The sequence below is a fragment of the Paenirhodobacter huangdaonensis genome (genome assembly GCF_004022465.1).
Taxonomy (GTDB): domain Bacteria; phylum Pseudomonadota; class Alphaproteobacteria; order Rhodobacterales; family Rhodobacteraceae; genus Rhodobacter; species Rhodobacter huangdaonensis.
The window spans coordinates 144,979-166,494 of record NZ_SAVA01000004.1 but is presented as its reverse complement, the minus strand read 5'-3'; the positions used below and the strand labels follow the sequence as shown (position 1 = coordinate 166,494).

Here is a 21,516-nt window from a genome sequence, read left to right as displayed (position 1 = left end):
GCGGTTATCGGTGAGAACCGCATGGATCTGGCAGGGCACGACCTCACGCATCTGCTGCAGGGGCTCCGGGGCCGTCTTCCTGTCTGCCCTGTCGAGGCCTCGAGTCACGGCGAACGCGCGCGTGCGGCCGAACTCAACCGGCCGATGCCCGAAACGGTGGCCGCGGACCGGGGCGGAAAACGGCCTGACGTTTTCCCTAATCGAGCCGGGCGATCTGTTCGGCCAGCTGCGCCACCGCCTGCGACTGCGCCGCGGCGATCGCGGCGGGGCCTTCGCCCGCAAGCGGCACGCTCAGCTCGAAGCGGCGCACGATATCGCGGCCCTCGGCCATCGCGGGGGTGACGTAGTAGCTGCCCGACAGCCGCACCACCCCGTCCGCCCGGGCCATGAACTGTTCCACCCGCACCTCGATGCGGCGCTGCGGCCCGTCGGCAAGCGGCCAGGGCTCGGCGATCACCCGCGCCCCGGACAGCGCCGAGATCTGTCGGGCAAGCGCCAGCGTCACCGCGCGCGACGGATCGTCGGCCCAGATCGTCTTCGGCGTCGAGTGCAGCGCACCATCCGCCCCCTGCCAGGAGATCTCCTGCCCCGAGGCATATTGCGGCAGCGACACCTCGCGCAGCTCGGCCATGCCGAGCCGGTCGGGCAGGTGTTTCGTCGCGGCCGGCAGGTCGATGGTGTAGCGCGCCGTCTTTTCCGGGTTCGAACAGGCGGCAAGCGCCGCGACGGTGGCAAGAAGGAGGAGACGGGTCATGGCACTCTCCGGTCAGCGGCCAAGGATGAAGGCGCGCGGGTTGCGTTCGATCATGCGCGCGAGCGAGCCAAAGGCCGCGGTGGCGCGGCGCAGCTCGCTCAGCGTGCTGACCATCTCGGAATTGAAGGTCGAGCGGTCGCCATAGGCGGCAACGAGGCCCTGGGCCTGGGTGACGAGCGCGTCGAGCTTGGCCGTCAGCTCGGGCAGCTTGCCCGAGGCGTCGGAGATCGCGCTTGCCGCATCCTGCGTCGCGACCAGCGTGCCGTTCAGCTTCTCGGCCGCCCCGCCCGCGCGCAGCTCCTCGAGCAGGGCCGCACTCTGTTCGAGCGTATCGGAGAGCGCCTTCGGCAGCCGTTCGGCATCCTTGGTGCCGAGCATGCCGCGGAGGTCGGCGATCAGCCCGTCGACGTTCTTGCCGATATCCTCGAGCGGCATCGCCGCCACCGCCTGCGCCGCCTTGTCGGCAGAATCGAGCGTCTCGTGCAGCCCGTCGATCTCGGTCAGGAAGCTCGAGGCGGCCTCGGACACGCCGTCGATCGCGGTGATCGTCTTGTTCGCCGCGTCCTGCTTGTTCAGCTCGCCGACGAGGGTCTGCATCTCGGTCAGCAGGCCCGAGAGGTTCCCCGGCACCGCCCGCGTGTCCTGGCTTTCGGCGATCGCCGAGACCGAATCGAGCGTGCGGATCGCCGAGGCCATCAGCTCCTCGATCGGCAGCTTGTTGATCCGGCCGAAGACGTCCTTGGCCGAGGCGGCAAGATCGTTTTGCGCCGCGGGGGCGGTCGGGATCGTCGGGAAGGGCTTGGCATCGAGACCCATCTTTGCCGCCGGCAGATCGGGGATGTCGGCCAGCTCGATCACCAGCGTCGTGCCCAGAAGCCCGGTGCCGGCAATGCGCGCGCGCAGCCCCGCCTCGACCTCGGTCTCGAGGAACTCGGTGACGATCTGGGTGTCGGTATCGCGCGCCAGGCCAAGCCGCTCGGGCGAGAGTGCGATCACCACCTGTTGCTGGGCATAGCGGGTGCCGGTGGAATCGGTCTGCACCTTGACCGAGACATCGGTGACCTCGCCGGCCTCGACGCCGCGGAACTGCACCTTCGAGCCGCGCGAAAGCCCGCTGATCGCGTCATCGAAAAGCAGCGTGTAATGCGGCGGATCGACGAGTTCGCCACCGAAGATCGAGGCCTTCGCCTCTTCGGCACTCGGATAGAGCCGGAAGGCGTGGCCGTTCTCGACGATGCCGCCGCCGGTCGAGAGGGTGTCGAACTCGACCCCGCCCTGCACCAGCGTGGCAAGCGAGCGCATGTTGAGGCTGACCCCCGAGGCGCCGAGCGAGACCGAGATCCCCGAGGTGTCCCAGAACCGCGTTGCGGTGCTCAGCCGCTTGTCATGGGGCGCCTCGATATAGGCATCGACGGTGACGCCCGAATCGCCGTCGTTCAGCCGCAGGTTCTGGATCCGGCCGACGGTGACGCCGCGAAACAGCACCGGCGCGCCCTCGGCGATGCCACCCGCGTCATCGGCGCGCAGCTCGACGACCGTGCCCTTCGTCGGGTCCGGGGCGACGGGCGGGCGATCCAGCGCCCTGAAGCTCGTCCTGTGGCCTTTCGGCGTGGCGTCCCACCAGCCCTCGATGAAGGCGCCAGACAGCACCGTGTCGAGCCGCGAGATCCCCTGCGTGGTGACCTCGGGGCGCACCACCCAGAACTGCGCCTCGTCGTCGACGTATGGCGCGACGTCCTTGTTCACCCGCACCCCCACCCGCACCGAGGTCAGATCGGGGCTGAAGCCGACACTTTCCACCTTGCCGACATCGACCTCGCGGAACTTCAGCGGGGTCTCGCCGGGAATGATGCCGGTGGCGTCGGCGAAGTCGATCTCGATCAGCATGCCGCGGTCGGCATAGGTCTTCCAGGCGATGCCGAGAGTGATCGCCAGTGCCAGCAGCGGCACCAGCCAGACCACCGAGAGCCGGGTCCAGATCGGGTTCGGCGCGGGTTCCGTCTTCAGCGCAGCGGGCTGCGGGTCAGTCGTCATGGGTCACTCGTTCTCTGTGGGGCCGCGCCAGATCAGCCGGGGGTCGAAGCTTTGCGCCGAGAGCATGGTGAAGGCAACCGAAAGCGCGAAAGCCGCGGCGGCAGGCCCGGGGTGGATCGAGGCGACGAAGCCGAGCTGCACCAGCGCCGAGAGCACCGCCACCACGAAGACGTCGATCATCGACCAGCGGCCGATGAACTCCACCACCTCGTAAAGCAGCAGGTGCCGGTGACCGCCGGCGCGTCGCTCGGTGCCGACGGAGAGGGCGAGATAGGCGATGGCGATGAATTTCGAGATCGGAATCAGGATCGAGGCGAGGAAGATGATCCCGGCGACGCCCCAGCTGCCATGCTGCGCAAGCTCGACCGCGCCGCCGAGGATGGTGTTCTGCTGATGCCCGGTCAGCGTCGCGGTGAGCAGCATCGGGAAGAGATTGGCGGGGATGTAGAAGATCAGCCCCGCCGCCCACCAGGCCCAGACCGGCTGCAGGCTGGCGGTGCTGACCGGATGCAGGCGCGCGCCGCAGCGGCCGCAGCGCGCCGTGCCCGCCGGCCAGACCCGGCCGCAACTGGTGCAGCCGGTCAGCCCGGCATCGGTCGCGGTGAGAAACGGAGCGGCGTCGGTCATCGGCCGATCGCCTCCCAGATCGTCCATTTGCTCATGAAGGCGGTCTTCAGCACGGTGACCACGATCAGCGCGCAAAAGGCCCAGAACGCCGGCCCGAAGGAGATCTCCGCAAGCCCCGCCACCTTCACCAGCGCGACGCCGGTGCCGATGACGAAGATCTCGGCCATCGACCAGGGCTGCAGCTCCTCGGCGAAGCGGAAGGCGAAGGCGGCGTGGCGCAGGGCCGGCCGGCCGTTCGCCAGCGGCCAAAGCGTGTAGATCAGCGCGATGAAACGCGCGACGGGCAACAGCACGATGGCGAGCAGCACGGCGAGCGACAGCGGCGCAAGCCACCCGTCGGAGAAGGCCATCGCCGCCTCGAACACCGAGCTTTCGTGCGACAGCCCGTGCGAGGAGATGCCGAGGAAGGGAAAGAACACCGCCGCCACCATCAGGATCATCGCGGTGAAGGACAGCGCCACGACATGCAGGAAAGAGCGCGTCCGCGGCGTGATCAGCAGCGTGCCGCAGCGCGCACAGGCGGCGCGCTCGGTCTCGGCCAGCACGCGGCTATGGTGCAGCGTATCGCAGCGGGGGCAGGCGATCAGCTCGTCTATGGGCGGAAGCGGCACGGACATGCCCCCGAACATAGCCTCCCCCCGCCGCACCGCAAGTCGCGTGCGCCGCAGCGCGGATTTTTCCCGTTAAGGGCACATTAATGCCGCGCTGCTAGGTCTGCCGGAAGAGCAGACGAGGTGACCTGATGAGCATGCGCGACAACGCCGTTCCGGTCATCATCAAGCGCAAGAAGGTCGTCCGCGGCGGCGGCCATCACGGCGGGGCCTGGAAGGTCGCCTATGCCGACTTCGTCACCGCGATGATGGCCTTCTTCCTGCTGATGTGGCTGTTGAACGCGACGACGGAAAAGCAGCGCAAGGGGCTCGCGGATTACTTCAACCCGACGGTGCCGATCAACCGGGTCTCGGGCGGCGGCGACGGCGCCTTCGGCGGCGACTCGGTGTTCTCCGACCGGCAGATGGCGCAAAGCGGCACCGGGGCGTCGCAGCAACGCCCGACCACCCTGTTGCAGGCCCCGGGGCCGAGCGGGACGGAAGTGTCCGACGCCTCGCAGGAGCAGCAGAAATTCGCGCAGATGGCGAAGGATGTCGACTCGGCACTGCAGGGTCTTGGCGGCGAATCGATGGCCTCGCAGACCCTCGCGCGGCACATCGTGACGCGGGTCACGGACGAGGGGCTGATCGTCGAATTCTTCGACATCGACGACGCCCCGCTTTTCGCCCGCGACAGCGCCACGCCCGAACCCGTCCTCGGCGAGATCGCGGCGGTGCTGGTGAAGGTCTTCGGCCTCGTCAGCAACAAGGTCGCGCTCAATGGCCATGTCCGCGCCTATCCGGCGATGCTGCGCGAAAACCCGGTCTGGGAGCTGTCGCTTGCCCGGGCGCAGGCGATGCGTGCGCTGCTCGAGGAGCAGGGCTTCGACCGCCAGCGGATCCAGCGGGTCACCGGATTCGCCGACCGTGCACCGGCGACCGAGCCGCCGATGGCGGCCCGCAACAACCGGCTCGAGCTGATCTTGCTGCGCGCGCAGCATTAGAAAATCCAGAAAGCCGCGCATGTTAGGCGGCTGTTAACGAGGCGCGCGGCAGAGTTCCGGGCGATCGAAGGACGCAGCAGCAGAAAGGCGCTTTCATGTCCATTTCTTCTTCGCTCAATGCGGGTGTGGCCGGTCTCGCGGCCAATGCGACCCGTCTTGCAACGATCTCCGACAACATCGCCAACTCCGGCACCTATGGCTACAAGCGCGCCACGACCGATTTCGAGAGCATGGTGCTCGCCCAGGCGCGCAATTCCGGCACCTATTCCGCCGGCGGCGTCCGCGCCTCGACCGGGCGGCTGATCGACGAGCGCGGCTCGATCGTCTCGACCGCGAACGCAACCGACCTCGCCGTCGCCGGCCGCGGCTTCCTGCCCGTCGCCAGCGCCGCCACCTATGACAACACCCAGGGCGAACAGCCGCTGATGATGACCACCACAGGGTCTTTCCACACCGACAGCGACGGCGTGCTGCGCACCGACTCGGGGCTTGTCCTGCTTGGCTGGGCGGCGAATGCCGACGGCTCGATCCCGACGATGCCGCGCGACACCGTGGGCGGCCTCAAGCCGGTAGTGATCAACGCCAACCAGACCGCGGGCGACCCGACCACGACGATGAACCTCGGGGTGAATCTGCCCTCCTCGGAGACCGAGGCCGGTGCGAGCGGCGACGCGCTGCCGCTTTCCGTCGAATATTTCGGGAACCTCGGAAACTCGGAATCGCTCGATATCACCTTCACCCCCACCGTGCCGGCGAACGGCTCCTCGAACGCCTGGACGATGGTGATCCGCGATTCGGCGACGATCGACGATCCGGCCACCGCCGCCGACGAGCGGATCCTGGGCGAGTATGCGCTGGTGTTCGACAACACCAGCGTGAACGGTGGCACGCTCGCCTCGGTCAGCACGCTGTCGGGCGGCACCTATGACCCGGCGACCGGCACCGTCGATCTGAGTGTGGCCCAGGGCCTGCAGAACATCACCCTGACGATCGGCAAGATCGGCGACACCAACGGGCTGACGCAGCTGGCGACGGATTTCGCGCCGACCTCGATCACCAAGGACGGCTCGCCCGTCGGCAACCTCACCGCGGTCGAGATCGACAACGACGGCTTCATCAAGGCGACCTACGACACCGGCTTCATCCGCACCGTCTATCAGATCCCGCTGGTCGACGTGCCGAACCCGAACGGGCTGAGCGCACTCGACAACCAGACCTTCCAGGTCTCGCCGACCTCGGGCTCGTTCTTCCTGTGGGATGCCGGTGACGGCCCGACCGGCACGATCGAGGGCTATGCCCGCGAAGGCTCGGCCGTCGACGTGGCGCAGGAGCTGACCAACCTGATCCAGACCCAGCGCGCCTATTCCTCCAACGCCAAGGTCATCCAGACCGTCGACGAGATGTTGCAGGAGACGACGAACATCAAGCGCTGACCCCCGTAACGCGGAGACGATCTCATGAGCATCTCAACGGCCTTCAGCAATGCCTCCTCCGGGCTGACGGCCACGTCCCGGATGACGGAGGTCGTCTCTTCGAACGTCGCCAATGCGATGACCGAAGGTTATGCGCGCCGCGACGTGGCGCTCTCCGCCCGTACCGGCGGCGGGGTGCGGATCGACACGGTCTCGCGGGTGGTCAGCGAGTCGCTGCAGCAAAGCCTGCGCCTCGCGGCGGCCGATGCCGGCAATGCCCAGACCCGCAGCACCTTCCTGCAGCGCTTCGAGGACCAGCTCGGCACCCCCGGGCGCAGCGGCGCGCTGTCGAGCGCGTTCTCGGGCCTCGAGACCGCGCTGATCTCGGCCTCGAGCCTGCCTGACAGCAGCGCCCGGCTGACCGCCGTGGCCACGGCTGCGGGGGCGCTCGCCGACAAGCTCAACGCGGTCTCGGCCGATCTGCAGCAAAGCCGGCTCGAGGCCGACCGCTCGATCGCGACGCAGGTCGACACGCTGAACACGGCGCTGCAGCAGGTGGCCGAGCTGAACCGGACGATCACCGGCGAGCTTGCGAACGGGCGCGATGCGAACGGCCTGATCGACCAGCGTCAGGCGCTGATCGCGAAGATCGGCGAGATCGTCCCCGTCCGCAGCGCCCCGCATCAGGGCGGCCAGGTAACCCTTTACACCACCGGCGGCGCGCTGCTGCTTGACGGCACCTCGACGGTGGAGATCGGTTTCAGCCCGGTCGGGGCGATGACCGCCGACATGACCCTTGCGGGCGGCGCGCTCTCCGGGCTGACGATCAACGGCAAGCCGATCTCGTCGACGGATGAGGGCGTCCTTGGCGGCGGCACGCTCGGCGCCGCGTTCGCGGTGCGCGACACGCTTGCCCCCGCGGCGCAGTCGGGGCTCGATGCCCTTGCCCGCAACCTGATCGACAGATTCGCCGACCCGAGCGTGGACCCGACCCTCGGCTCCGGCGCGGCGGGCCTGTTCACCGATGCCGGCACGGCCTTCGATGCGGCAAATGAAACCGGGCTCGCCGGGCGTATCCGGCTCAATGCCCTGGTCGATCCGGCCGCGGGCGGCGAGGTCTGGCGCCTGCGCGACGGGTTGGGCGCCGCGGTCCCGGGACCGGTCGGCGACACGACGCTGCTGAATGCCCTGTCAGAAGCCCTCACCCGCGACATGACGCCGGCCTCCGCTGCGCTTGGGACGACGGCACGCAGTGCCTCGGGCCTCGCGGCCGAGCTGCTGTCGCGGGCCTCGACCGCCCGGGTCTCGGCCGCGCTGCGCAGCACCTACACGGCGGCCCAGCACGACAGCCTGTCCGAGGCGGCGCTCTCCGAGGGCGTCGACACCGATTACGAGATGAAGACCCTGCTCCAGATCGAGCAGAGCTACGCCGCGAATGCCAAGGTCATCCGGGCGATCGACGACATGATGCAACGGATTCTGGAGCTTTGAGATGGCGTATGTATCGATCGGCGACATGGCGCAGAGCTTCCGCTTCCGGCAGCATAACCAGCAGCTGAAGACCACCCTCGCCCAGCTGACCGACGAGGTGGCAAGCGGCGTGCAGCAAGACATCGGCGCCGCGCTGAAAGGCGAATTCACCAGCTATTCCGGCCTTGTCGCCTCGATCGCGCGGCTTGATGCCTATGCGCAATCCGCAAGCGTCACCGGCACTTTCCTGTCCGTGATGCAGGCCACGCTCGGGACGATCCAGGACCAGACGGCGGAGTTCGGCGCCACGCTGATCTCGGTGCGCCAGGATGGCGACACCGCCGTCCTCGATGCCGCGGCGCAGGATGGCGCCCAGCGGTTTTCGGCCGTTGTGACCGCGCTGAACACGCAAGCCGGAGGACGCTACGTGTTCTCGGGCATGGACACTGCGACCCGCCCGCTGACCGGCCCGGACGAGATCCTCACCGCGCTGTCGACGGCGGTTTCCGGGCTGTCGACGGCGGAGGAGATCCTCACCGCGGTGAACGACTGGTTCGCCGCCCCGGCCGGTGCCGGCGGCTATGGCGATCTTGCCTATCAGGGCAGCGACAGCCCGCTTGCGGCACAGCGTGTTTCCGATGCGGTCGCGGTCTCGGCCGGGGTCACCGCCGGTGACGAGAGGCTGCGCGGCATGCTGCAGGGGCTGGCACTCTCGGCCCTTGTCGCGAAGGGCATGGTGCCCTCGGATCCTGCGCTCCGCTCGCGGCTGCTTGACGCCTCCGGCCGTCAGGTGATGTCGGCGAGCAGCGCGCTGACCAGCGCCCGCACGGAGGTCGGTGTGGCGGAGGCGGCGGTCTCGGCCGCCCGGACCCGCAACAGTGCCGAGCGGACCAGCCTCGAAACCGCCAGACTGGGCATGGTGGCCGCCGACCCCTATGACACGTCGACCGCCCTGAAGGCGGTGCAGACGCAGCTTGAAACGCTGTACGCGCTCACCTCGCGCCTCTCCGGCATGCATCTGACGGATTACCTGTGATGCGCCTTCTCGCCCTGATCGTCCTGCTGCTCCTGCCGCTTTCCGTGCAGGCGGCCTCGATCCGGATCAAGGATCTGGTCGAAGTCGATGGCGTGCGCAGCAATGATCTCGTCGGCTACGGGCTGGTCGTCGGGCTCAACGGCACCGGCGACGGGCTCCGCAACGCCCCCTTCACCGAAGAGATCATGTCGAACATCCTCGAGCGTCTGGGGGTCAACGTGACCGGCGAGCAGTTCCGGCCGAAGAACGTCGCTGCCGTTCTGGTGACCGCCTCCCTCCCGGCCTTCGCGCGATCGGGCCGCGAGGTCGACGTGACGGTCTCGGCGATCGGCGACGCGAAAAGCCTGCTTGGCGGCACGCTGGTGATGACCCCGCTGAAGGCGGCAGACGGCGAGATTTACGCCGTCGCCCAGGGCACCATCATCGCCGGCGGGGTCTCGGCGTCGGGCCAGGCCGCGTCGGTGACGCGCGGCGTGCCGACCTCGGGCACCATCCCCTCGGGGGCGCGCGTCGAGCGCGAGGTCGCCTTCGAGCTCGACAGCCTGCGCGAGCTTCGCCTCGCGCTGAAAACCCCCGATTTCACCACGGCCGCGCGGATCGAGACCTCGATCAACCGCGAGTTCAGGCGGCGGGTCGCGCAGATGACGGATTCCGGCACCGTGTCGGTCGACATCGGCCAGGCCGGCGCCTCGAATGCCGCCCATGTCATCAGCCGGATCGAGAATATCCGGATCGAGCCCGAACAGAAGGCGCGGGTGGTGATCGACCAGCGCTCGGGTACGATCGTGATCGGCGAGGACGTCCGGATCTCCCGCGTTGCCGTCAGCCAGGGCAGCCTGACGCTCCGGATCGAGGAAACCCCGATGGTCTCGCAGCCCAACCCCTTCGCCCGCGGCGAAACCGTGGTGGTGCCGCGGACCAATGCCAGCATCGAGCAGGGCGGCGACTCGAAGATCGCCGAGATCGCCAGCACGAGTTCGCTGTCGGATGTCGTGGCGGGTCTGAATGCCCTCGGTGTGCCGCCGCGGGACATGATCGACATCCTCAACAGCATCCATGCCGCCGGCGCGCTGCATGCGGAAATGGTGGTGAACTAGGCCCCGTCATCGACGCGAGGCAGGCCCGATCCCGGCCATGCCGTGCCTGCCGTGATGAAGGCAACGCCGCTCCCCCCTTGATCGGTCCCTCTTCCCGACCTAGCAATGAACCCACTTCGTCGGGGCGGATTTCACAAGGACAGCAGCATGGCACAACCGATGGCGGTTTGGGGCATCCACATGGGCGAGCACGTCGCCGCGCGCCCGATCGAGCAGGGCTATGTGGCCATCGGCTGGCCTGAAATGGGCGATCTTCGCCAGTATCCGGACCGCGAGGCGCTCAAGGCCGCGCTCGCCCGCGTCTATCCTGACAAGAAGCCGGGTGCCCTGCCTGTCGATGCCGGCACGCTGTTCCGCTTTTGCCGCGAAATCCGCGCCGGTGACATCGTCATCTATCCCTCGAAGCACGACCGCATGGTCAATGTCGGGCGCTTCCGGGGTGATTACGCGCATGTGTTGGGCGATCCTGACGAATACCCCAATCACCGCCGCGTCGAGTGGCTGGGGCGGTTCCCGCGCAACAGCTTCAGTCAGAGCGCCCTGAACGAGATCGGCTCCTTCATCACGCTCTTCGCCGTGCGCGAGCATGCCGCGGAATTTCTGGACAAGGTCGGCCTGGCGGCACCGCAACCCTCCGAGACCGCAGCCCTGCCAGCCGAGCCTGCGACCGATGACGATTCCGCCACGGTGGCCGTGTCGCGCCAGGCCGAGATGACGACAGGCGATTTTGTGATCCGGCAGATCATGGCGAAGCTCTCGGGCTACGAGTTCGAGGAGCTCGTCGCCCATCTGCTGGAGTGCATGGACTATACCGCCCGGGTGACGCCGCGTTCGGGCGACGGCGGTGTCGACGTGATTGCGCATCGGGACAAGCTCGGGTTCGAGCCGCCGATCCTGAAAGTGCAGTGCAAGCGCAAGACCGATCAGATCTCGCGCCCCGAGGTGGATCAGCTGCTCGGCACTCTGGGCGAAGGCGAATGTGGCCTGTTCATCACGCTCGGCTCGTACAGCAGCCAGTCGATCCAGTTGGAGCGCAACCGCCCGAAGCTGCGGCTGATCGACGGCGAGGATTTCGTGGAGCTGCTGCTCGAGCATTATGCGCGACTCGCGCCGCGCTATCGCTCGATCATTCCGCTCAAGCAGATCTACGTGCCCGATCTGCAGGGCTGAAGCGACCGCGGCAGTCGCCGCAATGCCCCTCCACACGGCAACGCGGCAAAGGCCGCCGGGCCGCCCCTTTCACAAGTTCCCGAGTTCCGGCAAAGGACAGTTCCGATGGCCCGCGCCCTGCGCCTTTTCTCCGATGTCCTTTTCGCGCTGGTCGTGCTTTTGGGTGCCGCCTGGGCCGCCACGGCGCTCTGGCTGCATCTGACCGGGGCCCTGCGGCTTGCCGCCCTTGGCGCGCTGGCGCTTGCCGCGGCGGCCGCGTTTCTTGCGCGAAAGCGCCGGCGCCGGGCCGGCTGGGCAGTGCTTGCCCTCGCCGCGCTTGCGGTTGCGGGCTGGTATCAGACGATCACCCCGCGCGCCGATCGGGATTGGGCGGTGGATGTGTCGCGCGGCGTGACCGCCCGGGTTTCGGGCGACACCGTCACCCTCGACAATCTGCGCGATTTCGACTGGCACAGCGCGGACGAGGCGACGCCGCGCTGGATCACCCGCAGCGTTGATCTGAACCAGCTCGACACCGTCGACATGATCACCTCGGTCTGGGACAATCCCGATATCGCCCATCTGCTGGTGAGTTTCGGCTTCCGCAGCGGCGAGCATATCGTCTTCTCGGTCGAAATCCGCCGCGAGGCCGGCGAGACCTTCAACGAGATCGGCGGCTTCTTCCGTCAGTTCGAGCTGGTGCTGATTGCCGCGACCGAACGCGATATCTTGCGCCTGCGCACCGACCTGCGCCACGAGGAGGTGCGGATGTATCCGGTGCTTCTCTCCCCCGAACAACGCCGCACGCTGTTCCTGTCCTATGTCGGCCTTGCCCAGCAGCTTGAGCGGCAGCCGCGCTTTTACAACACCCTCACGGCGAATTGCACAACGGTGGTCTACGGTCTCGCGCTTGGCCTGAAATCGGATCTGCCGCTGAGTGACAAGCTGATCCTGTCGGGCCGCCTGCCGGAATATCTCGAGGCGCTCCATGTCCTCGGCGGCGAGGGCACGATGGCCGAGCGCCGCGCCGCCGCGCTGCTGCGCCCCGGGGCCGAGGCGCGACATCCCGGGCTTGGCTATTCCGCGGCGATCCGTCTGAAATAGCGGCGCGGTCCGCGCTTCGGCAGCACCGGGGACGGCGGCGGGGATGGCGGCCGAAAAACACGAAAGCCGCGCAACCTGAAGGGGTTGCGCGGCTTTCGAAGTATTGGTGCCCAGAAGAGGACTCGAACCTCCACGCCTTGCGGCACACGGACCTGAACCGTGCGCGTCTACCAATTCCGCCACCTGGGCCGGTGATGTGAAAGGCGATTTACCGACCCCCGCGGGGAGTGTCAACAGGGTTCGAGAAGAAAATCTTCACGCCGCTGCAACAACTTCGTCAGGGTCTTGTTTGGCAGGGGGGTTGGCGGTAATCAGGATGCGACTTTTTCTCAGCAAGGGGCCGAAGCCGATGTCGAAGCTGGTCACGATCTATGGCGGTTCGGGATTCGTCGGGCGGTACATCGCCCGCCGCATGGCGAAAGAGGGCTGGCGTGTGCGCGTCGCCTGCCGCCGCCCGAACGAGGCGCTTTTCGTGAAGCCCTATGGTGCGGTCGGCCAGCTCGAGCCGGTGCTGTGCAACATCCGCGACGAGGCGAGCGTGCGGGCCGCGATGCACGGGGCAGACGCGGTGGTGAACTGCGTCGGCATCCTGCTCGGCCGCGGCAAGAACCGCTTTGGCGCGGTCCATGCCGAAGGCGCACAGCGCATCGCGAAGATCGCGGCGGAAACCGGGGTCGAGCGGCTGGTGCATATCTCGGCGCTCGGCGCCGATGCCGGCTCGGACAGCGACTACAGCCGCACCAAGGCGGCGGGCGAGGCCGCGGTGCTCAAGGCCTTCCCGACGGCGATGATCCTGCGCCCCTCGGTGATCTTCGGCACCGAAGACCAGTTCTTCAACAAATTCGCCGCGATGACGAAATTCGGCCCGATCCTGCCGATCGCCGGCGGCAACACCCGCTTCCAGCCGGTCTATGTCGATGACGTGGCGAAGGCCGCGGTGAAGGGCGTTCTGGGCGAGGCGCAGGGCGTCTTCGAACTGGGCGGCCCCGATGTCGAGACCTTCAAGCAGCTGATGCAGCGGATGCTGGCGGTGATCGACCGTCGTCGTCTGGTGCTGAACCTGCCGCGCGTCGTCGCCTCGGTGATCGGCGTCGCGGGCGACGCGGTGCAGGGGCTGACCGGCGGGCTCGTCGCGAACAAGGTGCTGACCTTCGATCAGGTCCGCAACCTCTATACCGACAACGTGGTCGCGGCCGGCGCCAAGGGCTTTGACGCGCTCGGCATCACGCCGACGCCGATGGGCGCGATCCTGCCCGACTATCTGTGGCGCTTCCGCCCGCACGGGCAGTACGAGACGATCCAGGCCTCGGCGAAGAACCTGCGCAAGCCGTCCTGATCCGGGGCGGCGGCATAGCCCGCATGGGAGGACAGCTTGTCCTATCTGAATGACGTGCTCCTCGGCATCATCGAGGGCATCACCGAGTTCCTGCCGATCTCCAGCACCGGGCACCTGCTTTTGGCCGAACACTGGCTCGGCGCCCGGTCCGACACCTACAACATCGTGATCCAGGCGGGGGCGATCCTCGCCGTCACGCTGATCTACTGGCAGCGGATCGTCGGGCTGTTCCTGAACTGGCGCACCCCCGAGAACCGCGATTATCTGCTCAAGCTGACCATCGCCTTTCTGATCACCGCCGTGCTTGGCCTGGTGGTGAAGAAGCTCGGCTTCGAGCTGCCGGAGACGATCACGCCGATTGCCTGGGCGCTGGTGCTGGGCGGGATCTGGATCCTTGGCGCCGAGGCGATCGCCGCGCGGCTGCCCGACAGCACCCGCATCACCCTGCGCGTCGCGATCGCCGTGGGTCTCGCGCAGATCGTCGCCGGCATCTTCCCCGGCACCTCGCGCTCGGGCGCGACGATCTTCGCCGCGATGTTGCTGGGCACCTCGAACCGCGCCGCGGCGACCGAGTTCGCCTTTCTCGTCGGCATCCCGACGATGTATGCGGCGAGCGGCTACGAGCTGCTGAAACAGGTGAAGGACGGCGTCGGCCAGGAGGACTGGACCGGGCTCGGCATCGCCTTCGTGGTGTCGACCGTGACCGCCTTTGTCGCGGTGAAATGGCTGCTCGGTTTCATCCGGACGCATCGTTTCACCTCCTTCGCGATCTACCGCATCGTCTTCGGCGCGGTTCTGCTTGCCCTTGCGCAGGCGGGTGTCGTCAACTGAATCGAGAGAATCACCCTCAGTTCGGTGATTCCCACCCCTGAATTCCTTGTCGAATTGCGCATAGGTCATCACCACTGACCTTATTTGACCCAAAAAATTCACCCCACCCCGGTCATCGCGGTATTTTTCGGCCATTTAGGTCACATATGCTGACTTTTATTCCGCCGCGAAGGGGTGTAACTCATGCGCACCCGGAATTGCACCAATGGGAGGCGCATCCATGGCACAGCAACGCATGCTCAAGTTCGTCCACACGGCGAAGGAGATGCCCGAGAAGCGTGACGCGACCGTGCGCTCGCAGGATTTCCACGAGATCTACCGCGAATTCGCCGATGCCAAGGCGGCCGAGCAGGCCAGCCGCTGCAGCCAGTGCGGCGTGCCCTACTGCCATTCGCATTGCCCGCTGCACAACAACATCCCCGACTGGCTGCGGCTGACCGCCGAGGGCCGGTTGCAGGAGGCCTATGAGATCAGCCAGGCCACCAACTCCTTCCCCGAGATCTGCGGCCGGATCTGTCCGCAGGATCGTCTGTGCGAAGGCAACTGCGTGATCGAGCAGTCGGGCCACGGCACGGTGACGATCGGGGCGATCGAGAAATACATCACCGACACCGCCTGGGACATGGGTTGGGTCAAGCCGATCAAGCCGGCGGTCGAGCGCGCGGAAAGCGTGGGCATCATCGGCGGCGGTCCGGGCGGCCTTGCCGCGGCCGACGCGCTGCGCCGGACGGGCGTGCAGGTGACCGTCTATGAACGCCACGACCGCGCCGGCGGGCTGCTGACCTACGGCATCCCGGGCTTCAAGCTGGAAAAGGACGTGGTGATGAGCCGCGTCAAGCAGCTCGAGGATGGCGGCGTCGAATTCGTGCTGAACTGCAATGTCGGCGAGGATATCTCCTTCGACGCGATCCGCGGCAAGCATGACGCGGTGCTGATCGCCACGGGCGTCTACAAGACGCGCGATCTGCGCGACCCGGGCGCCGACGCCGCGGGCATCGTGCGCGCGATCGACTTCCTCACCGCCTCGAACAAGAAGGGCTTCGGCGACGACGTGCCCGAATATGATGACGGCACGCTGAACGCCGAGGGCAAGCGCGTGCTGGTGATCGGCGGCGGCGACACCGCGATGGACTGCGTGCGCACCTCGATCCGTCAGGGCGCGACCTCGGTCAAATGCGTCTACCGCCGCGACCGGGCGAACATGCCGGGCTCGCAGCGCGAGGTGAAGAACGCCGAGGAAGAGGGCGCCGAATTCGTCTGGCTCGCCGCGCCCAAGGCGTTTTCCGGCAACCCGGTGCGCTCGGTGACGATCCAGCGCATGAAGCTCGGTGCGCCCGATGCCTCGGGCCGGCAGTCGCCCGAGCCGATCGAGGGCGGGATCTACGAGGAACCGGCCGATCTGGTGATCCAGGCGCTTGGCTTCGAACCCGAGAACCTGCCCGAGATGTGGGGCGTCGAGGCGCTCGAGACCACCCGCTGGGGCACGATCAAGGCGGCCTTCGGCACCCATGCGACCTCGCTGCCCGGCGTCTATGCCGTGGGCGACATCGTGCGCGGTGCCTCGCTCGTGGTCTGGGCGATCCGCGACGGCCGCGAGGCCGGCGCCGAGATCGTCAAGTATCTCGACGGCGCCTCGCGCGTCGCGGCCGAGTGAACGACCTTTCCCGTGTCCGGCCCCGGCCGGCGGGGGCGGTCTCGGCCCTGTTCGGAAGAAGGATGACAATGCGTCCGGCTCTGGCATATCTGGCTCTGTTCGGAGGGCTGTGCGCGGCACTGCCGGCGCAGGCCGGCGGCACCTTCGCGCCGCCGCCGGGCTGCACGCTCGAGATGACGGTGCAGCTGCATTCGTGCCAGGTGGCGAACCACTATCGCTGCGCGGCCGATCCCGCGGGCGATCAGTGGGTGTCGCTGGCCGACGGCAAGGGCGAGTTCTTCCGCAGCCACATCGACAGCGAGACCCGCTGGATCGGGAGCCTCGATCTCGAGACCGGCGATTATGACGCGCTCGACGCTGCCGCCTCGGCCGACAACGCCTCGTTCAGCGCGCTGCTGTCGACGGGCCGCGACGATTACGACTTCATTACCCGCTCGTCGGGCGGCGAGGTGCGGCGCTACATCGGCCACGATCAGCTGACCGGCGAGCGCGTGACGATCGGGGGGCAGCCCCTCGAGCGTTGCGGCTTCGAGATGCGGATCGAGGACGGCGCCGGCAATGTGCTTGCCACCCGCAAGGGGATGCAGCTGATCTCGCGCAAGCTGCGTCTCTTCTTCTCGGACACCGAGACCTACGACACCGTCCAGGGCGACCACAGCGAGATCTCGCAGGCGCCCGTGACCTTCGCCTTTCCGGGCGACAAGGGCTTTGCCGCGGCCGAGCCCGAATTTGATTGCGACATGATGATGACCAACATGTCCCCGAACCCTGACCGTCCCACTCTCTGAGGAGGCACTGTGATGACGAAATACGATGAAGCCTGGGTTGCCGCCGAGGAAGCGAAGCGCAAGTGGATGGCGGAGAACTCGCTCTACCGCGAGGACGACGAGAAGGCGTCCTGCGGCGTCGGTCTCGTCGTGGCGCTGAACGGCAAGGCCTCGCGCCGGGTCGTGGCGAGCGGCATCGAGGCGCTGAAGGCGATCTGGCACCGCGGCGCGGTCGATGCCGACGGCAAGACGGGCGATGGCGCGGGCATCCATGTGCAGATCCCGGCGCCCTTCTTCTATGACCAGATCCGCCGCACCGGCCACGAGCCGGACATGGAAAAGAAGGTCGCCGTCGGCCAGATCTTCCTGCCGCGCATCGACTTCGGCGCGCAGGAGCGCTGCCGCACGATCGTCGAAAGCGAAGTGCTGCGGATGGGGCACTACATCTATGGCTGGCGCCACGTGCCGGTGAACACCGAGGTGCTGGGCGAGAAGGCGAATGCGACCCGTCCCGAGATCGAGCAGATCCTGATCCGCTGCGAGAAGGACATCGACGACGAGACCTTCGAGCGCGAGCTCTACGTCATCCGCCGCCGCATCGAGAAGGCGGCGATCGCGGCGCAGATCTCCGGGCTCTACATCTGCTCGCTGTCGACGCGCTCGATCATCTACAAGGGCATGATGCTGGCCGAGCAGGTCGCCGAGTTCTACCCGGACCTGAAGGACGATCGTTTCGAATCGGCCTTCGCGATCTACCACCAGCGCTATTCCACCAACACCTTCCCGCAGTGGTGGCTGGCGCAGCCCTTCCGCATGCTCGCCCATAACGGCGAGATCAACACGCTGAAGGGCAACGTCAACTGGATGAAGAGCCACGAGATCCGCATGGCCTCCTCGGCCTTCGGCGACGCGGCCGAGGACATCAAGCCGATCATCCCGTCGGGCACCTCCGACTCGGGCGCGCTTGATGCCGTGTTCGAGGTGATGGTGCGTTCGGGCCGCTCGGCGCCGATGACGAAGACGATGCTGGTGCCCGAGGCCTGGTCGAAGGCGACGACCGACATGCCGAAGAAGTGGCAGGACATGTATGCCTACTGCAACGCGGTGATGGAGCCCTGGGATGGCCCGGCGGCGCTGGCGATGACCGACGGCCGCTGGGTCTGCGGCGGGCTCGACCGCAACGGGCTGCGCCCGATGCGCTATGTGGTGACCGGCGACGGCATGCTGATCGCGGGCTCCGAGGCGGGCATGGTCCCGGTCGACGAGATGAACGTGCGCGAAAAGGGCGCGCTCGGGCCGGGGCAGATGATCGCCGTCGACATGCGCGAGGGCAGGCTCTACCACGACAAGGAGATCAAGGACCGGCTTGCCAACAGCCAGCCCTTCGGCGACTGGGTCGAGAAGGTGATCGACCTGAACGCGATCATGCGCGACGTGCCGGAAAAGGCGCTGCACGCGGGCGCCGAGCTGCGCAAGCGGCAGATCGCGGCGGGCTACTCGCTCGAGGATCTCGAGCAGATCCTTGCGCCGATGGCCGAGGACGGCAAGGAAGCGCTCGCCTCGATGGGCGACGACACGCCGCCCGCGGTGCTGTCGAAGCAGTATCGCCCGCTGAGCCACTTCTTCCGGCAGAACTTCAGCCAGGTCACCAACCCGCCGATCGACTCTCTTCGTGAAAGCCGGGTGATGTCGCTGAAGACCCGCTTCGGCAACCTGAAGAACGTGCTCGACGAGGACAGCTCGCAGACCGAGATCCTGATCCTCGAAAGCCCGTTCATCGCCAATGCCGAATATGCCGAGATGATGAAGGTCTTCGGCGACTCGGTGACGGTGATCGACTGCACCTTCCCCGCCGGCGCCGATCAGGAAGCGTTGCGCGAGGGGCTCGAGCGGATCCGCGCCGAGGCGGAGGACGCGGTGCGCTCGGGCGCGCTGCACCTCGTGCTGACCGACGAGCATCAGGATGCCGAGAAGGTAGCGATGCCGATGATCCTCGCGACCTCGGCGGTGCATTCGTGGCTGACCCGCAAGGGGCTGCGGACCTTCACCTCGGTGAACGTGCGCTCGGCCGAATGCATCGACAGCCATTATTTCGCCGTGCTGATCGGCGCGGGCGCGACGACGGTGAACCCCTACCTCGCGCAGGACAGCATCAATGACCGCATCGAGCGCGGCCTGCTGACCGGCTCGCTCGTCGACAACATGCGCCGCTATCGTGACGCGATCGACGCGGGCCTGCTGAAGATCATGGCGAAGATGGGGATCTCGATCATCTCCTCCTATCGCGGTGGTCTGAACTTCGAGGCGGTGGGCCTGTCGCGCGCCATGGTGGCCGAGTTCTTCCCGGGCATGCATTCGCGCATCTCCGGCATCGGCCTGCACGGCATCCAGCACAAGCTGGAGCAGGTGCATGCGAAGGGCTGGCTTGGCGGTCAGGACGTGCTGCCGATCGGCGGCTTCTACAAGGCGCGCCGCACCGGCGAGAAGCACGCCTGGGAAGCGCAGACGATGCACCTGCTGCAATCGGCCTGCGACCGGGCGAGCTATGACCTGTGGAAGCAGTATTCGGCGATGATGCGGGCGAACCCGCCGATTCACATCCGTGACCTGCTCGACATCAAGCCGCTCGGCAAGGCGGTGCCGATCGAGGAGGTGGAATCGATCACCTCGATCCGCAAGCGCTTCGTCACCCCCGGCATGTCGCTCGGCGCGCTCGGGCCGGAGGCGCACAAGACGCTGAACGTCGCGATGAACCGCATCGGCGCGAAGTCGGACTCGGGCGAGGGCGGCGAGGACCCGGCGCATTTCGTGCCCGAACCGAACGGCGACAACCCGTCGGCGAAGATCAAGCAGGTGGCCTCGGGCCGGTTCGGCGTGACCGCCGAATACCTGAACCATTGCGAAGAGCTGGAAATCAAGGTCGCGCAGGGTGCCAAGCCCGGCGAGGGCGGCCAGCTTCCGGGCATGAAGGTGACCGAGCTCATCGCGCGTCTGCGGCACTCGACCAAGGGCGTGACGCTGATCTCGCCGCCGCCGCACCATGACATCTACTCGATCGAGGACCTCGCGCAGCTGATCTACGACCTCAAGCAGATCAACCCGCGGGCCAAGGTCACGGTGAAGCTGGTGGCGTCGTCGGGCGTCGGCACGATTGCCGCGGGCGTGGCCAAGGCCAAGGCCGACATCATCCTGATCTCGGGCCACAACGGCGGCACGGGGGCTTCGCCCGCGACCTCGATCAAGTTCGCGGGTCTGCCCTGGGAAATGGGCCTGACCGAGGCGCATCAGGTTCTGGCGATGAACAAGCTGCGCGAGCGCGTCACGCTGCGCACCGACGGCGGTCTGCGCACCGGCCGCGACATCGTGATGGCGGCGATGATGGGCGCCGAGGAATACGGCATCGGCACCGCGGCGCTGATCGCCATGGGCTGCATCATGGTGCGTCAGTGCCAGTCGAACACCTGCCCGGTGGGCGTGTGCACCCAGGACCCGGTGCTGCGCGCCAAGTTCCATGGCACGGCCGACAAGGTGGTCAACCTGATCACCTTCTACGCCCAGGAAGTGCGCGAGATCCTCGCCTCGATCGGCGCGCGCTCGCTTGACGAGGTGATCGGGCGGGCCGACCTGCTGACCCAGGTCAGCCGCGGGTCTGCGCACCTTGATGACCTCGACCTGAACCCGCTGCTGATCACCGTCGATGGCTGGGACAAGATCGTCTACGACCGCTCGAAGCCGCGCAACTACGTGCCCGACACGCTCGATGCCGAGATCATCAAGGACGGCCACCGCTTCTTCGAGGACGGCGAGAAGATGCAGCTGTCCTATGCGGTGCGCAACACGCTGCGCACCATCGGCACCCGCGCCTCGAGCCACATCGTGAAGAACTTCGGGATGCGCAACGCGCTGCAGCCCGACCATCTGACGGTGAAGCTGACCGGCTCCTGCGGCCAGTCGCTCGGCGCCTTCGCGGCGCCGGGGCTGAAGATCGAGGTTTCGGGCGACGCCAACGACTATGTGGCGAAGGGCTTGTCGGGCGGCACCATCGTGGTGCGTCCGCCGATGTCCTCGCCGCTCGTCGCGGCCGAGAACACGATCATCGGCAACACCGTGCTCTATGGCGCGACCGACGGCTATCTGTTTGCCGCCGGCCGCGCGGGCGAGCGCTTCGCGGTGCGCAACTCGGGCGCCAAGGTGGTGGTCGAGGGCTGTGGCTCGAACGGTTGCGAATACATGACCGGCGGCGTCGCTGTGATCCTTGGCCGGATCGGGGCGAACTTCGGCGCCGGCATGACCGGGGGCATGGCCTATCTCTACGATCCCGAAGGTCTCGCCGAGGATTACATGAACCTCGAGAGCATTGTGACCTGCGGCATCGGCCACTCGCATTGGGAGACGCAGCTGCGCAGCCTGATCGAGCGGCATGCGAAGGAGACCGGCTCGCGCAAGGCGTCGGAGATCTTGCAGAACTGGGAGTCGGAACGGGCGAACTTCCTGCAGGTCTGCCCGAAGGAGATGCTGGTGCATCTGCCCTATCCGCTGAGCGACGAACCGGCAGCGATGCCGGCCGAGTGAGATGGAACCGGATACCGTTTCCGGGCGTTGACGGGCGGGACCTTCGGGTCCCGCCCTGTTCGTTTGCAGCCACAAGGAG

At 67.2% G+C, this 21,516-nt stretch carries 16 protein-coding genes and 1 tRNA gene; 12 read left to right on the top strand and 5 right to left on the bottom strand.

From position 1 onward, the window contains the following. Positions 1-196: 196 nt before the first annotated feature. The 4 genes from EOW66_RS08375 to EOW66_RS08360 are packed head-to-tail and all read right to left on the bottom strand — an operon-like array spanning position 197 to position 4,032. Entirely contained in the window at positions 197-754 is a 558-nt protein-coding gene (locus tag EOW66_RS08375; protein WP_128155954.1) for a PqiC family protein, read from the bottom strand. A gap of 12 nt (positions 755-766) precedes the next feature. Further along, a complete protein-coding gene (locus tag EOW66_RS08370; RefSeq protein ID WP_128155953.1) occupies positions 767-2,788 on the bottom strand; it encodes a PqiB family protein in 2,022 nt (673 codons plus the stop codon). Between the two features lie 3 nt (positions 2,789-2,791). Continuing rightward, positions 2,792-3,415, bottom strand: a complete 624-nt coding sequence (locus EOW66_RS08365; RefSeq protein ID WP_128155952.1) for a paraquat-inducible protein A — start codon at positions 3,413-3,415, stop codon at positions 2,792-2,794. Then, the gene (locus tag EOW66_RS08360) at positions 3,412-4,032 is read right to left on the bottom strand and encodes a paraquat-inducible protein A (protein WP_113898669.1); all 621 of its coding nucleotides are present in this window, start codon (positions 4,030-4,032) and stop codon (positions 3,412-3,414) included. The genes EOW66_RS08365 and EOW66_RS08360 overlap by 4 nt, the downstream gene beginning before the upstream one ends. A gap of 125 nt (positions 4,033-4,157) precedes the next feature. Here EOW66_RS08360 and EOW66_RS08355 point away from each other — a divergent pair, with 125 nt between their 5' ends. From EOW66_RS08355 to EOW66_RS08325, 7 genes are all read left to right on the top strand, one after another. After that, positions 4,158-5,009 (top strand): flagellar motor protein MotB, encoded by an 852-nt coding sequence (locus tag EOW66_RS08355; protein WP_128155951.1) that lies wholly within the window; start codon positions 4,158-4,160, stop codon positions 5,007-5,009. 95 nt (positions 5,010-5,104) lie between these two features. After that, positions 5,105-6,442: a flagellar hook protein FlgE gene (locus EOW66_RS08350; protein WP_128155950.1), complete on the top strand. Its 1,338-nt coding sequence runs from the start codon at positions 5,105-5,107 to the stop codon at positions 6,440-6,442. Positions 6,443-6,466: 24 nt separating this feature from the next. Then, positions 6,467-7,912 carry a flagellar hook-associated protein FlgK gene (flgK, locus tag EOW66_RS08345; protein WP_128155949.1) on the top strand — a complete coding sequence of 482 codons (1,446 nt, stop codon included), beginning with the start codon at positions 6,467-6,469 and terminating at the stop codon, positions 7,910-7,912. A gap of 1 nt (position 7,913) precedes the next feature. Then, positions 7,914-8,927, top strand: a complete 1,014-nt coding sequence (locus EOW66_RS08340) for a flagellin (protein WP_128155948.1) — start codon at positions 7,914-7,916, stop codon at positions 8,925-8,927. After that, a complete protein-coding gene (locus EOW66_RS08335) occupies positions 8,927-10,024 on the top strand; it encodes a flagellar basal body P-ring protein FlgI (protein ID WP_128155947.1) in 1,098 nt (365 codons plus the stop codon). The genes EOW66_RS08340 and EOW66_RS08335 overlap by 1 nt, the downstream gene beginning before the upstream one ends. Positions 10,025-10,171: 147 nt before the next feature. Further along, the gene (locus tag EOW66_RS08330; RefSeq protein WP_128155946.1) at positions 10,172-11,194 is read left to right on the top strand and encodes a restriction endonuclease; all 1,023 of its coding nucleotides are present in this window, start codon (positions 10,172-10,174) and stop codon (positions 11,192-11,194) included. A 105-nt stretch (positions 11,195-11,299) separates the two neighbouring features. After that, positions 11,300-12,277: an Lnb N-terminal periplasmic domain-containing protein gene (locus EOW66_RS08325; RefSeq protein WP_128155945.1), complete on the top strand. Its 978-nt coding sequence runs from the start codon at positions 11,300-11,302 to the stop codon at positions 12,275-12,277. 104 nt (positions 12,278-12,381) lie between these two features. Here EOW66_RS08325 and EOW66_RS08320 read toward each other — a convergent pair. Next, a tRNA-Leu gene (locus EOW66_RS08320) sits at positions 12,382-12,466 on the bottom strand. A gap of 160 nt (positions 12,467-12,626) precedes the next feature. Here EOW66_RS08320 and EOW66_RS08315 point away from each other — a divergent pair. The 5 genes from EOW66_RS08315 to gltB all read left to right on the top strand — a co-directional run bounded on the left by EOW66_RS08315 (position 12,627) and on the right by gltB (position 21,437). Then, a complete protein-coding gene (locus tag EOW66_RS08315; protein WP_128155944.1) occupies positions 12,627-13,613 on the top strand; it encodes a complex I NDUFA9 subunit family protein in 987 nt (328 codons plus the stop codon). A 36-nt stretch (positions 13,614-13,649) separates the two neighbouring features. Next, positions 13,650-14,444, top strand: coding sequence for an undecaprenyl-diphosphate phosphatase (locus tag EOW66_RS08310; RefSeq protein WP_128155943.1), 795 nt, complete (start codon positions 13,650-13,652; stop codon positions 14,442-14,444). Positions 14,445-14,664: 220 nt separating this feature from the next. Beyond that, positions 14,665-16,098 (top strand): NAD(P)-dependent oxidoreductase, encoded by a 1,434-nt coding sequence (locus EOW66_RS08305; RefSeq protein ID WP_128155942.1) that lies wholly within the window; start codon positions 14,665-14,667, stop codon positions 16,096-16,098. A 68-nt stretch (positions 16,099-16,166) separates the two neighbouring features. Next, on the top strand, positions 16,167-16,886 hold the full coding sequence (locus tag EOW66_RS08300) for a hypothetical protein (protein WP_239017538.1): 720 nt from the start codon (positions 16,167-16,169) through the stop codon (positions 16,884-16,886). 12 nt (positions 16,887-16,898) lie between these two features. After that, positions 16,899-21,437, top strand: coding sequence for a glutamate synthase large subunit (gene gltB / locus EOW66_RS08295; protein WP_128155940.1), 4,539 nt, complete (start codon positions 16,899-16,901; stop codon positions 21,435-21,437). Positions 21,438-21,516: the final 79 nt, after the last annotated feature.

Bases quoted from the DNA above. Each gene is read 5' to 3' on its own strand.
- EOW66_RS08355 (WP_128155951.1), top strand. From the start codon at position 4,158: ATGAGCATGCGCGACAACGCCGTTCCGGTCATCATCAAGCGCAAGAAG.
- EOW66_RS08375 (WP_128155954.1), bottom strand. From the start codon at position 754: ATGACCCGTCTCCTCCTTCTTGCCACCGTCGCGGCGCTTGCCGCCTGT.
- EOW66_RS08335 (WP_128155947.1), top strand. From the start codon at position 8,927: ATGCGCCTTCTCGCCCTGATCGTCCTGCTGCTCCTGCCGCTTTCCGTG.
- gltB (WP_128155940.1), top strand. From the start codon at position 16,899: ATGACGAAATACGATGAAGCCTGGGTTGCCGCCGAGGAAGCGAAGCGC.
- EOW66_RS08330 (WP_128155946.1), top strand. From the start codon at position 10,172: ATGGCACAACCGATGGCGGTTTGGGGCATCCACATGGGCGAGCACGTC.
- EOW66_RS08305 (WP_128155942.1), top strand. From the start codon at position 14,665: ATGGCACAGCAACGCATGCTCAAGTTCGTCCACACGGCGAAGGAGATG.
- flgK (WP_128155949.1), top strand. From the start codon at position 6,467: ATGAGCATCTCAACGGCCTTCAGCAATGCCTCCTCCGGGCTGACGGCC.
- EOW66_RS08315 (WP_128155944.1), top strand. From the start codon at position 12,627: ATGTCGAAGCTGGTCACGATCTATGGCGGTTCGGGATTCGTCGGGCGG.
- EOW66_RS08325 (WP_128155945.1), top strand. From the start codon at position 11,300: ATGGCCCGCGCCCTGCGCCTTTTCTCCGATGTCCTTTTCGCGCTGGTC.
- EOW66_RS08370 (WP_128155953.1), bottom strand. From the start codon at position 2,788: ATGACGACTGACCCGCAGCCCGCTGCGCTGAAGACGGAACCCGCGCCG.
- EOW66_RS08350 (WP_128155950.1), top strand. From the start codon at position 5,105: ATGTCCATTTCTTCTTCGCTCAATGCGGGTGTGGCCGGTCTCGCGGCC.
- EOW66_RS08300 (WP_239017538.1), top strand. From the start codon at position 16,167: ATGCGTCCGGCTCTGGCATATCTGGCTCTGTTCGGAGGGCTGTGCGCG.
- EOW66_RS08360 (WP_113898669.1), bottom strand. From the start codon at position 4,032: ATGTCCGTGCCGCTTCCGCCCATAGACGAGCTGATCGCCTGCCCCCGC.
- EOW66_RS08365 (WP_128155952.1), bottom strand. From the start codon at position 3,415: ATGACCGACGCCGCTCCGTTTCTCACCGCGACCGATGCCGGGCTGACC.
- EOW66_RS08340 (WP_128155948.1), top strand. From the start codon at position 7,914: ATGGCGTATGTATCGATCGGCGACATGGCGCAGAGCTTCCGCTTCCGG.